This is a genomic window from Sphingobacterium sp. Ag1, from assembly GCF_000988325.1.
Classification (GTDB): domain Bacteria; phylum Bacteroidota; class Bacteroidia; order Sphingobacteriales; family Sphingobacteriaceae; genus Sphingobacterium.
The window spans coordinates 84214-97484 of record NZ_LBGU01000040.1 but is presented as its reverse complement, the minus strand read 5'-3'; the positions used below and the strand labels follow the sequence as shown (position 1 = coordinate 97484).

Annotated in this window: 8 protein-coding genes; 7 read left to right on the top strand and 1 reads right to left on the bottom strand. The window is 43.3% G+C overall.

Annotation, left to right across the window (positions count from 1 at the left end):
• Positions 1–34 precede the first annotated feature (34 nt).
• From AAW12_RS13980 to AAW12_RS13970, 3 genes are all read left to right on the top strand, one after another.
• Entirely contained in the window at positions 35–1147 is a 1113-nt protein-coding gene (locus AAW12_RS13980) for a hypothetical protein (protein ID WP_046674254.1), read from the top strand.
• Between the two features lie 60 nt (positions 1148–1207).
• Positions 1208–2812: a glycoside hydrolase family 32 protein gene (locus tag AAW12_RS13975; RefSeq protein WP_046674253.1), complete on the top strand. Its 1605-nt coding sequence runs from the start codon at positions 1208–1210 to the stop codon at positions 2810–2812.
• Between the two features lie 66 nt (positions 2813–2878).
• On the top strand, positions 2879–4384 hold the full coding sequence (locus AAW12_RS13970; protein ID WP_046674384.1) for a glycoside hydrolase family 32 protein: 1506 nt from the start codon (positions 2879–2881) through the stop codon (positions 4382–4384).
• A 62-nt stretch (positions 4385–4446) separates the two neighbouring features.
• On the opposite strand, the gene AAW12_RS13965 is transcribed toward AAW12_RS13970, so the two are convergent.
• Positions 4447–5595 (bottom strand): alginate lyase family protein, encoded by a 1149-nt coding sequence (locus AAW12_RS13965; RefSeq protein WP_046674252.1) that lies wholly within the window; start codon positions 5593–5595, stop codon positions 4447–4449.
• A 155-nt stretch (positions 5596–5750) separates the two neighbouring features.
• Here AAW12_RS13965 and AAW12_RS13960 point away from each other — a divergent pair, with 155 nt between their 5' ends.
• The 4 genes from AAW12_RS13960 to AAW12_RS13945 all read left to right on the top strand — a co-directional run bounded on the left by AAW12_RS13960 (position 5751) and on the right by AAW12_RS13945 (position 13251).
• Positions 5751–6350, top strand: a complete 600-nt coding sequence (locus AAW12_RS13960) for an RNA polymerase sigma-70 factor (protein WP_053003692.1) — start codon at positions 5751–5753, stop codon at positions 6348–6350.
• 62 nt (positions 6351–6412) lie between these two features.
• Positions 6413–7684 carry a FecR family protein gene (locus tag AAW12_RS13955; protein ID WP_197084039.1) on the top strand — a complete coding sequence of 424 codons (1272 nt, stop codon included), beginning with the start codon at positions 6413–6415 and terminating at the stop codon, positions 7682–7684.
• 249 nt (positions 7685–7933) lie between these two features.
• On the top strand, positions 7934–11470 hold the full coding sequence (locus AAW12_RS13950) for a SusC/RagA family TonB-linked outer membrane protein (RefSeq protein WP_053003690.1): 3537 nt from the start codon (positions 7934–7936) through the stop codon (positions 11468–11470).
• 23 nt (positions 11471–11493) lie between these two features.
• Complete coding sequence (locus AAW12_RS13945; RefSeq protein ID WP_053003728.1) at positions 11494–13251, top strand: RagB/SusD family nutrient uptake outer membrane protein; 1758 nt, start codon at positions 11494–11496, stop codon at positions 13249–13251.
• Positions 13252–13271: the final 20 nt, after the last annotated feature.

Sequence of the window (13271 nt, the reverse complement as noted above, 5' to 3'; positions counted from 1 at the left end):
TATTGTTGAACGATTAGCATAACCAATTATTCCAATGAACACATTAAACAATTATATAAAAGTGGGGATTACTATCCTGCTTATCTGGCTTATTGCTGCCTGCAAACGTGATGCCGGTAGCACACTCAATTTGAACGCAGATGTAGATGTACTTTCATTCAAGGTCGGTAATACCGTTGGAAAAATAGATCCGGCAAAAGGTACCATTCTTGTCATGGTTCCTGAAGGCACAGATCTTTCAGCGGTGGCTCCGACGATTGAATTGCCTAATAATGCCAAGGTTTCTCCAGCTTCAGGTATCGCCCAGAACTTTTCATTTTCTGGTACAACACCAATTACTTATCGCGTGTTTAATGGCAATCTATTTAACACCTATCAAGTAACCGTCAAAGAAATCAAAGCGGAAATAACGGCATTCCATATCGGAGAAAAAGCTGGAATCATCGATCAGAAAAATAAAAGCATTAAAATTTACCTACCCCTGGGGACAGATCTGAAGAACTTATCACCTGCGATAGAATTTACAGCTGGCGCGAGCATAACGCCCAATCAGAGTGGCCCCGTGGATTTAAGTTCTCCGATAAAATACAGCCTTGCGTATATGGGGCAGACGTTCCAGTACACGGTAACAGCGATTTTGGGCACGGAACCCAAACAGATCCTGATGATTTATAATGGCGAAACAAGCGTTCCACATTTCGACGGGTTAGGGGTGAGCGCCGTAGATTCACCTTATCCCAACCCGAAAACTACGGGAATTAATGCAACACCGTTCTGTGCGTCTTTTGTCCGGGATAATAAAACGGGCGAAGGCTGGCATGGTGGTGCATTGTGGAATGCAAATAAAGTGACGATCAATCCGGCAGAATATGGCCGTTTTTCCATTATGATATTGAAGGATGTAGCGGGAGATGTACAATTGGAGATTCAATCGGATGGTGAACAGCAAAAAGATTGGTTGCGGGCTAATTATGCAAAGGAGCACGTTGGGGAGTGGCAAGAGTTGGTTTTTCAGATTCCTGCTGGAAGAAAGGCTATCATCAACAATATACTTGTGATGCCGCATGAGCATCCTAATGGACAGCCCGTGGCATTTCCTACCCAACGGATGTACTGGGACGAATTGAAAGCATTACCTAAAGAATGATCGAATACAAATAAAACAAGCGATGATAGATAATAAGGGATTAATAGAAAGATTTAAATCATGAGACCAAAATTGTATTTGCTTCCGACAGTATTCTTGTTCAGCTTGTTGACAAGTTGCAAGAATAGCGACGAGCGTTCGACGGTGGTAGATAAGCCCATAGCAATACAACCTGTGGACAGTTCTACGGCCTGTATTTCGGGGCAGGAGGCTGGCCCATATCAACGATTCTACAGGCCCCAGCAGGGGTTTGTGGGCGATCCCATGCCTTACTACAATGCCAGCGATAAAAAGTTCTACTTGTTTTATCTCTATGAGAATGCCAACAGGCACCCGATTTATAGCACGCGAACAAGTGACTTTGGAACATTTGAGGGCTATACCGAAGTGTTGTCGTCGGGCGCTGTGGGGAGTCAGGATGAATGGATCGGAACAGGAAGTTTTATCAAAAAAGGAACAGTGTATTACTGTTTCTATACAGGTCATAACAGTGTTTTTACTCCAGCAGAAAAGATCATGTTGGCTACGTCCACTGATTTAATGAATTGGACCAAGCAACCAGCTATGGCACTGCAGGCTGCGGTGGGCTATGATCGAAATAATTTTCGGGATCCGCACGTTTATTGGGATGAAGGCCGTAATGCCTACGTGATGCTAGTCACGACGCGAAAAGATGGAAAAGGAATCCTTGCACGTTATCAGTCAACCGATTTAAGCAGTTGGTCGATGATTGAACCGCTCGTTGCGACGACAGGGACAGTGGAAAAATATGGCATCGAAACAGATGCTGAACTATTGGAATGCCCGGATCTATTTAAAATGGGCAATAAGTGGTATCTGTTGTTTTCGCGGATCAACCGGGATGAACACCGCAAGACATTTTATCGTATTGCGGATTCTCCGGACGGTCCCTGGATGATCTGTCGGGATGCCGAAGGACATCATGAAACCTTTGATGGACTTTATCTCTATGCTGGCAAGACCGCTAGCGATGGTACAACACGTTATCTTTCGGGTTGGTGTTCAACGGGACAAACCGTCAATAATAACAACGAACTGCCCTGGGCTGGAAATCTAATTTCCCATCAGTTGGTTCAGGGAACGTCAGGACAGTTGTATCCTAAAATTCCGGAGGCCCTAAACAGCAAATTCAATAAAGAAGTCGCCTTTGAAAAACTGAGCAGTGTTGGTCAAGTTTCTGAGTCGAATAAAACCTATCGTTTTTCGGCCCAATCGGGGGGAAGAAGCTATGCGCTGTTTAACCGAAATACGTCGACCGTAAAAATGACAATGACTATTGATGCTTCGCAATCCAATCAATTTGGTTTTTCATTTGGAGCATGTGATGATCCGACCGAAGTGTATAGCATTGCTTTTGACCTGACTTCATCCAATCGTTGGAATATGCCGGCCCTGTTTATGAATAAGGAGGCTCGAAATGGTGGCGGAAGTAAAACAGCACTCAATTTTACACCACTCACCGTACCGACCAATCGGATTTTTAATCTGAAAATTAGTATTGAAAAGTCTATTTGTGTCGTGTATGTGAATGATCGCGTTGCTTTTACCAACCGGATCTATAAAATGGATCAAAATCCATGGACTATTTTTGTGGATCAGGGAACTGTTACAGTGAATGGGTTGAAAGTTGAAAAATCTTCCTGATAATTTATAAGATATTTGCTTATTGAAGCGAACAATAATCGGATTATAAACGTAAACAAAAGAAAAATGATAAGATTAAAAAAATACGGACTTACGATGTTCTTGCTAAGTATTGTCGGTACAAGTCTGGCCCAGATGGGGCAGCAAAAACAACGGGATCCCCGAGAGAAGTATCGCCCACTTTACCATTTTACCCCACAGCAGGGCTGGATGAACGACCCCAATGGGCTGGTCTATTTGAACGGTAATTATCATCTTTTTTTTCAGCATAATCCCGAAAAACCCGTTTGGGGACCAATGCATTGGGGCCATGCGATCAGTAAAGATTTGATTCATTGGGACGAGCAGAAGATCGCATTGTACCCCGACAGTTTGGGAACTATTTTCTCAGGTAGCGCTGTGATCGATAAAGACAACACCGCAGGTTTTGGAAAAGATGCTATGGTCGCCATTTTTACCCATCACAATCATCAGGAAGAGGATCGGAAAACGGGATTGCATCAAAATCAAAGTTTAGCTTATAGTTTAGATAAGGGTCTTTCCTGGACAAAATATAAAGGCAATCCAGTATTACCAAACCCTGGCATATGGGATTTCAGGGATCCAAAGGTGATGTGGCATGCGCATAGCCAACGTTGGATTATGACCTTAGCTACAAAAGATTGTATTACTTTCTATTCTTCCAAAGATTTGAAAACATGGCAGAAGGAAAGTGAGTTTGGTAAAGAGGTGGGAGCCCATGGAGGTGTCTGGGAATGTCCCGATCTTATTCCCATGGACTACAAAGGAGTTACAAAGTGGGTCTTGTTGGTCAGTATCAATCCAGGTGGACCCAACGGTGGTTCCGTAACACAATATTTTGTGGGTGACTTTGATGGACATCAGTTCCGCACAGAAGATAACCAAATAAAGTGGCTGGATTGGGGACCCGATAATTATGCCGGTGTAACTTGGAGTAACCTGGGGGATAGGCACCTGATGATTGGCTGGATGAGCAACTGGCAATATGCCAATGTGGTTCCTACCACAAAATGGCGCTCCTCCTCAACCATACCACGTATTTTATCGTTGGATAAAATTGGACAGTCTTTCTACGTTGCAAGTACTGCGCCCAAAGAAATTGAAACTGCATTTCGACCACTTAAAAAGTACCATGGCGGCGGAACGAAGGAAGTTTCGTTCGAGCAACATCTCCCGCAAGCGTACCGTTTGGACCTCAAAGATTTGAAGCAACAGTCTTTCAAAGTGATCTTATCAAATGACTCTGGTGACGAATTGGTTATTGGTTATCGTGAAGATCAAAATGCATATTACATCGACCGCTCTAAGTCCGGGGAAGTTTCGTTTAACGAGGAATTCCCAAAGATAGCTTCAGCACAACGCCTGCTGAATAACGGAACACTCTCTTTCAGCTTGTATGTTGATGTGAGCTCTGTGGAGCTTTTTGCAGATGGGGGACTAACGGTAATGACCAGTTTATTTTTTCCGAACAGACCGATAACCAAGGCGCGTATCGTCGGGAATAAAAAGCTGGAGTTTCAAGAGCTCGGTATTGCTGGATTTAAGAGATAGAACCCCAATTTACACGATTAAAGCGATCCTCGTTTTCACGAAGGATCGCTTTATGGTTTATCCTAATCTATATTATTGGCCTGATTCAAGTATACTGGCATTAGTGTCGGGAAAGTCCAGGCAAAATGATTTTTTTTGTAGATAATTGGACGGTAAATCGAGAGATACGAATCATATTCAGCCGTCTGATAAATATCCTTCATGGCTTCAAATAGGTTGGACGGCCAGACACCTACTGCCATGTCGGGAATGTCTACGTCAGGACTTTTAAACCAGGGCCATGCTGTAGGATGTTGGTTGTAATAATATAAGTAATCTAGAGCCTTTTTGATCGATTTCCCATCCTTCGTGGCTGCAAACAGGTTCTCGCCCGTCACCTGACGTATACACCACATAGAGGCTGTTAATGGGGCCAACGAGAAATAGGTGTACCATAAACCTTTTTCTCCTCGTTTTACTTCCTCAATGAGGTGACCATCCGCTGCGATTTTTTCAAAAAGATCGCCTTTAATCAATGATATGGTGAAGGCGAGCTCTTTTGGGGCATCAAGAAAATTGGCCGAAAGCAAATTTGCAAACCTTGCCCAATCAGCAATATTATTTGGCCTTTCACGTAAGAAATGTGTCGCTTTTTGATAGACGCTGATCGTCCAGTTTTTAAAGTGATTAAGATCGTTCTCTGCCCAGAGCGGATCGTTTTTGAGCAGCTCTGCTGCAATCATTAATCCGGCACCAGCATAAGAAAGTACAACTGGTCCGTCAAACTGGGAATATTTTTTATTGATGGTGGCCCAAGCATTCATGAAGTAAAGAGCTTTTTGGGCATATTTCTTCTCCCCATTCAACGTGTAGGCGAGGGCCGTACAATAGGCGGCAAAAGCGTCTGTGTGGAGTTTTTTTGCCATGGCACGTTGGCCTTCTTTATCGCTATAAAAGCCGGGGACGCTAAAATCTTCGACAGCATGATGATTGGTCAATAAAAGAGAATCGGCCAGCGTGATCAATTGCTTGTACGCCGTATATACCGGTTCGGATTTTTTGCTGATCTGCGATTTTACAAACTTAATCTGTGCAGTCGGGTGCATAAGTGATTGGGCATGGCAGGGAGAAGAAGCCGTAAAAAAATAGATCAGAATCAAGGTTGACCCTATTTTAATACATTGAGCTGTCGAACGGCTGAGCGTCCGAAAATAATATCTAAAATTTTGCATGTTTTAAATGGATACGTTTATCAATTGATTGCGCAGCTATGGGGGGATTAGCTCCTGCAAATTAAGAAAAAAATATAATAAGTTTACTGGGCTTCAGAAATTTGATTTGAATTATTGCAGCGAAGTAATTAACTTCATGCCTAGAATAATCAATTATGGACATCGATCAAAATCTGCCTGAGAAGGAACTCTTGTGCCAACTTCACTATGGAGATATCCAGGCTTTCGATATTTTGTACCATCGTTATAGCCAGATTATTTACGCCAATATTCTTAGGTTTTTGAAAGATGAAACTATCGCTGAAGATTTACTTCAGGATGTTTTTCTACGTATTTGGGAAAATAGAACAAAAATAAATCCTGAACAATCTTTCGCCGCATTTCTGTTTACCTGTTCACGTAATATCACCTTTAATTTCAAACGAAGGTTGAAATTGGAAATGGAATCCGAGATCCAGCTCGCTTATGGGGTAGTGGAATCCGAGAATACCATTGACAAAGTGCTGGATTCAAAGGAAGCCTTGGTCCTGGTCGAGGAATTACTGAGCAAATTGCCCAAACAACGCCAAAAAATATTCAGGCTGTCCAAACTGGAGGGTAAAAGTTATCAAGAGATCGCCGAAGAAATGGGGATTTCCATTGCGACAGTTCGCGACCATATTGTCAAAGCAAATAAGTTTATCCGAAGTGGCGCATTGCAGGATAGTGGATTTTCATCATTGTTATTGGCATTGCTTCTCTATTCGGCTAAATAAAAAAAAATTCTAGAGCAGACCTTTATTTCATGCTGTGTGTATTTACTTTAAAATACAGCTCAGTGGAGACCAATAAATCTAAAATAGACCAATTACTTCAAAAATATCAAGAAGGGAACTGTTCGCTTGAGGAGATCGAATGGCTACAGCATGCGCTTTCTACTACTGACACCAGTGAGCAGGATGCGATCGATCAGGCTTTAGTCACTAGTTTACTACGGCCTTCGTCTGTTGGTAAAATGGAGGAATCGAGATTGAAAATAATACTCGAAACCATCAAAAAACAAATCCAGCAAGGAAAAGAAGATAACGATAACTTATTGGAAAAAGGAGGGGAAGATCGTATGCCGATCCAGAAGAAAACCATTATCTCCATACGATGGCCCTATTGGGCTGCAGCGGCCTGTCTATTGCTCTTTGTTTTTTCAGTAATATTTTGGCAACAGCAGACGAGTCATACCATGGCGGACAGGAATCTCGCTGGACTGGAAGATACAAAGGATGATGCTGTACAGCCTGGCGGAAACAGTGCCACTCTTCGCTTGGCAGATGGTACACTTTTGGAACTCGATAAGCAGGCTTCGGGGATTGTCATGGGGGAAAATATCACCTACGAAAATGGGCAATCTATCGCTGATGCCTTAAGTAAACAAGGCCAGCAAATGGATCCAAGCAAGGCGATGTTGGAGTTGACCACACCGCTGGGGGGGATGTATCAAATTACTTTACCTGATGGAACAAAAGTATGGCTTAATGCGGCCTCTTCGCTAAAATATCCGATGGCCTTTGCCAAAAATGAACGAAAAGTTATCCTGTTGGGAGAGGCCTTTTTCGAGGTGACCAAAGATAGCTCGAGACCTTTCAAAATACACAGTAAAGGGCAGGAAATTGAGGTGCTTGGGACAACATTCAATGTGAATGCTTATCCGGAAAATACGGCTATTAAGACAACCTTAATCACAGGGAAGGTCAAATTATCAAACGATAATCCCGCTTCACAGGCAATATACCTTCAACCCGGTCAGCAATCGACTAATACTGATAATGGAAATATACAAGTTGCAAATGTAGATACGGCGCCGTTCACTGCCTGGAAAGATGGCTTGTTTTATTTTGACGAAACACCGGTGTCGGATGCATTGCAGCAGATTGGTCGCTGGTATAATGTAGAAGTGAGGTACAAGGGCGAAGCGCCACAAACGCATTTCTATGGTCGTATCAAACGAAACAAGTCACTCCGTGACGTACTCGATGTACTGGAAGAAGGTGGGTTGCATTTTGAGTTGAGTAAAGGTCAGGAAAAAAATATCTTATTGGTGACACCATTGCAATAAAACCTTAAATATTGATGAAAAAAGAAATGACTATAGACTCTTCTTGAGCTGGAGAAAGGTATAAGCAACACAAAAAGGGCAGTGCTGGGGGGCACTGCCTTAAATTGGATGCATATACTTACAAGTGTTGCCCAAAGGCAAATTTTTGATAACCATTTATAAATAACATACAAACCGTACAAACATATGATTTTTTATCCATTTGTTAGGCTACACCCGTGGAGTTTAACTTTACGAAGTATACTGATTATGAAATTAATCGTACTCATTTCTTTACTGACTGCAATGCAGCTGTTTGCAGAAGGAAATGCGCAGACCATAAACTTAACCGCTAAGCATGTCACCTTAAATCAGGTGATGCGCGATCTCCAAAAGCAGAGTGGCGTCAATTTTTTCTTAAATGGCAAGTTGCTGGCACAGACTCGCTTGTCAGTCAATATACAGCATGCCAAATTGGAAGATGCATTAAATGCTATCGTAGCACCTCTGGATCTGGAGTGGATCAAAAAAGATGAGGTGATCGTGATAAAACCCAAAAGAAATCCATTAATTCCCGAACACAAAGAAGTCCTGCAGCGGGGCATTGCCGGTAAAGTCGTTAATGGCAAAGGACAGGCCCTGGTAGGAACGACCGTTACCGTGAAAGGAACCAATATCTCCACGGTGACAGATCAAGATGGGAAATTTACCATCCAGTTACCAACTACCAATGCAACCTTGGTATTTTCAAACGTCGGTTACCAAGGTCTAGAAAAGAGTGTCACCGGCAATGAAGAACTGAGTATTGTGCTTCAAGAGCTTGTCAGTGGTCTAGACGAGGTGGTTGTTGTCGGGTACGGAAGTCAGAAACGCGCAAATGTGATTGGTGCTGTATCGACCGTGAACGGAAGTTCGGTGGAAAACAGATCAACGGCTACACTTAGCTCTTCTCTGGCCGGACTCGCGGCGGGGGTTAACGTACAGACCACAACCGGAAAACCGGGGGCAGATGGCGCTAATATCCTGATCCGAGGAAAGGGAACTTTAAACAATACCTCACCCTTGGTGGTGATCGATGGTATTGTCGGATCCATAGATGCTGTCAATCCCAATGATGTAGAATCGATTTCCATTTTGAAAGATGCGGCAACAGCGGCAATTTATGGATCATTGGGTTCAAATGGTGTTATTTTAATTACGACAAAAAAAGGATCAAAGGGAAAAAATAATGTATCCTATTCGGGAATGGTTTCGATGCTACGGCCCAATAATGTCCCCGAATTTATTACCGACTACGCGCAGCATATGCGCCTTGTGAATGAAGGGTTCAAGAATCTGGGGCAGGCGGCTGTATATACGGATGCAACAATCAATCTCTGGGAAGAAGCGAAGAAAAATCCGAATGGATTGACCGAATTTGGGATTCCCAATGAAGTTGCGTATCCCAATACCAATTGGGGAGATGTGCTTTTCGGACAACGCAAACTCTTACAAAATCACAATCTATCCTTAAATGGTGGGAGTGAGAACACGCAATACCTCTTTTCAGTAGGTTATTTCAACAACCCGGGGACCATGCCCGAAACTGGAGCCGACAAAATACGCATGCGTATTAATCTACAGTCGAAAGTTGGCAAGTTTTTAACGGTGGGTACCCAGACCTTTGGCGATATGCAGAATTTGAGTGTGGCCGATGTAGTAACTGCATATTCTTACCTGACACAGACTGTGCCCGGAGTTTATCCTTATTACAATGGCGTTTATGGTTTTCCGGCTGCCGCCGAAGAATCGGCAACCGCAAACAATGCCCTAGCTTTTCTAAATGGAATGGGAGGGAAGAACCAGGTCAACCGATTCAACACCACAATATTTGCAAAGTTAAATTTAATGAAGGGGTTGGAGTTTGAATCTAAGGTAAATTACAATTATGCGTATACCGAAACCAACTCCCATCAGGTGCCTTATGAAAAATGGAATTTTGCAACCAACAAAATGAGTACAGCTGCGCTTTCGTCGGGACAAATTACAACCCAATATGGCCTTACCAAGAGCTACAATGTGATTATTGATAATGTATTACGTTATTCAGGATCTTTTGGTAAACATGACGTTGGCGGTATCTTGGGCTATAACGAACAGTATTTTAACCAATATAATATAGGGGCGGCTAAACTGGGACTTGTACACCCCGACTTGACGACATTTAATTCGGCAACAACAATGAGTTCTATCACAGGTGATGAGCTCGACTACGGTTTACGTTCCTTTTTTGGTCGCGCCAATTATGCTTACGATAATAAATACCTGGCCGAAGCGGTGTTACGGTACGATGGATCATCACGCTTTGGAACCGCCAAGCGCTGGGGCTTCTTTCCGGCCTTCTCCGCAGGATGGCGTATTTCGGAGGAATCGTTTATGCGTCCACTTAAGTCTTTTCTGAATGATTTGCGGATAAGGGCCTCCTGGGGGAAAACCGGAAATAATGCATCCCCGGGTAATTATGATCATCTGCCCTCGTACGGTACTGTAAACTATTCATTCAATAACCAGGCTGTTCGTGGTTTGGCGCAGACTAAGCTAGGAAATGACCTGTTGCATTGGGAAACCACCACCACGACAAATGTAGGCTTTACAGCGACAGCATGGAGAAATAAATTGACCGTCGAATTTGATGCCTATCGCGCTTACACCGATGGAATACTATACGTCCCGACCATTCCGGCGACCACAGGTACCGCTACAGCAGCGACGATGAACATTGCCGAAGTGAGCAAACGAGGGATTGAATTGACGCTGGGATACCAAGATAAAATCAACGATTTTAAATATGGCGTATCAGCCAACTTCGCCTATAATACCAATCGTGTCGAAAAATATAAAGGCGCATTGTCGGAGGGTTATGTCACTGATGCCGCCGGTAATCGGGTTTACCAGTCCAATATCGGTATGGTTTCTAATGGGGTAAACCAACGAATTCTGGAAGGCCACGAAATCAATGAATTCTATTTATACAACGTATATCGTGGTTCAGGAAGCCACTTCTTAGCGGATGGTTCCGTTGATAAAAATGGTGGACCTCGCGACGGAATGATCCGGACAGAACAGGATATGGAATGGTTGAAGGCTATGGTCGCTGCAGGCTATTCATTTCAGCCCGCCGACGGGATAGATCCTACCAAGATCTGGTATGGCGACTTGATTTATTCGGATATGAACGGTGACGGTGTTTATGGAAATGTCTATGACCAAAAGTTTATGCGCAAAAGGGCAACACCAGCATTCAATTATGGTCTTAGTATCAACATGGCCTATAAAGGATTTGATGCGTCCATGATCTGGTCCGCTTCTTCAGGTATGTCGTATTATTGGAATGAACTTTATCTCAATTCCTCTATCGTCGCACAGGGGAAATCAGTCCCGGCATTGGTCGCTAACAACCATTATTATTATAATGCCGCGAATTCTTCGGATCCCAACAATCGGATAGATGGCTATTATCCACGCTTAAAAGGGGTGACCGATGCACAGAATGGACGTACCAGCGATTATTACTTGTATAATGCGTCTTTTGTGAAGCTGAGAAATCTTCAGTTAGGCTACACCCTTCCTGAAAGCATAGCAAAACGTTTCTCAATCGCTAAACTTCGGATTTATTTAGCCGGTGAAAACCTGTTGACATGGACCAAGTTCCCTGGACTGGATCCGGAAATTGGACCTGCGAGCAATGATCCTTCGCTGATCAACTCGTCTGTCGTCAATTACCCAACGATGCGTCAATATTCATTGGGTTTGAATCTAACCTTTTAATCTAAATGAACACCATGAAAAAGATGAAAAAATTTCTAGCGATTGTATTGCTAACAGGTATAGTAGGGTGCAAAAAAGAACTTTTGGATACCTCTCCATATTCATCGGTTTCCACGGCAACGATGTGGACAACCGACAATTTAACAGATTTGGGCGTTGCGGGAATCTATAGTTCGTTTAGGCTCCTGATGGGGCATAGTGGACTGATCTCACCCTATGAACTGTATCAGTTTGATCGTTTTTCCTATACGGGGCAGGCACGTTTTGATGAACCCTTATTGACGGGAACCATTACCGCGGGTGACCCCTTATTTTTGAACGTTTGGAAAATTCAATATGAAGGTATTCAGCGTGCAAATGACGCCTTAAAGAATATTCCCATAAAATCACCTTCTACAGCAGAAAAGAAAGCAAAATATATTGCGGAAGCTAAATTTCTGCGCGCTTATTTTTACTTTCGACTTAACCAACTCTACAAAGGAGTACCCATTTATCTCGAGCCCTTTACAGCGGCGGAGGCCATTAAAGGACGTAGTTCGGAAGAGGAGGTTTGGAATCAAATATTGGCTGACCTGAACGATTGTATTGCTGAAAGCAATTTCCCCGATCGTTATCCCGCGGGTAATGCAAATTATGGACATGCAACTAAAGCCGCAGCTTATGCCTTACGGGGTAAAGTTTATCTTTATCGAAAGGATTGGGCAAAAGCAGCGGCTGATTTTCAAAAAGTAAAAGATGCTGGCCACACCCTGTTCGGCGATTATAAAGCTTTGTTTAAGGAGGCCAATGAGCAGTGTCCTGAGATGATTTTTTCCATTCAGCATCGCAGTGAACAGGGATATGGGAATAATATGCAGCTATTTTGCGGTTGGCCCTCGGTCTATTCGCGAGGCTGGAATTACTATATGCCTTCACCACACTTGGTTGATCTATACGAAAATAACGATGGCTCTAAGTTTGAATGGGATAAAATTATTCCAGGATACAGCAGTTTAACCGAAAATGAAAGGGAGGTCTTTTTTCTACGTAACAACTTGACAGATGCGGAGAAGGCAGCGGCGGTATTAAGAGGTGCAAAAATGAGCCTTTATCTGCCCCAAGGCAATGAGGAGCGCATCAAAAAGGCCTATGAAAATCGCGATCCCCGTTTGCAGGCCAATGTCGTGACGCCTTATTCGACTTTTAGGGGTGCCTATAATTTTACGAATGTTGAAAGTCTTCAATTTATGCGCTGGCCATTTCGTGGGCAGGCACAGGTAGGCGGCGATATTCAGAGTGATACGCAGATCAATTTCTTCTATTTCTATCGAAAATTTGTTGCTGAAGGAGTCAATGAGCTTGTGGATCGTAATTATGGACCTATCGATTTTCCGATTTTTCGCTATGCTGATGTTTTATTGATGTGGGCCGAGGCCTTGAATGAAGATGGTAAACTGAATGAAGCTATAGCAAAAGTTAACGAAGTTCGCCAGCGTGCGGGGCTGGCACTTTTAAATTCCAATGCTGTAACAGCTGTTGGCGGAAAAGATGATTTACGTACACGTATTCGCAACGAACGCCGTGTGGAGTTTCCGAATGAGGGGATCAATTACTTTGACGAATTGCGTTGGGGGACCTGGAAAGAGACGGTGTTTCAAGCAGGCAATGGACGTAAGCAGGTCTGGGGGACAAATGTTGGGAATTATAGCTACAAAGGCGATTTCTTGACCGTATGGCCTATTCCGACCTCAGAAATACAGATGAACGTGAACCTGGTGCAAAACCCGGGTTGGATCGATTAGTTTTTTATGAGTATAAAATG

Excerpts from the sequence above, each read along its gene's own strand:
- AAW12_RS13980 (WP_046674254.1), top strand. The coding sequence starts at position 35 with ATGAACACATTAAACAATTATATAAAAGTGGGGATTACTATCCTGCTT.
- AAW12_RS13975 (WP_046674253.1), top strand. The coding sequence starts at position 1,208 with ATGAGACCAAAATTGTATTTGCTTCCGACAGTATTCTTGTTCAGCTTG.
- AAW12_RS13970 (WP_046674384.1), top strand. The coding sequence starts at position 2,879 with ATGATAAGATTAAAAAAATACGGACTTACGATGTTCTTGCTAAGTATT.
- AAW12_RS13965 (WP_046674252.1), bottom strand. The coding sequence starts at position 5,595 with ATGCAAAATTTTAGATATTATTTTCGGACGCTCAGCCGTTCGACAGCT.
- AAW12_RS13960 (WP_053003692.1), top strand. The coding sequence starts at position 5,751 with ATGGACATCGATCAAAATCTGCCTGAGAAGGAACTCTTGTGCCAACTT.
- AAW12_RS13950 (WP_053003690.1), top strand. The coding sequence starts at position 7,934 with ATGAAATTAATCGTACTCATTTCTTTACTGACTGCAATGCAGCTGTTT.
- AAW12_RS13945 (WP_053003728.1), top strand. The coding sequence starts at position 11,494 with ATGAAAAAATTTCTAGCGATTGTATTGCTAACAGGTATAGTAGGGTGC.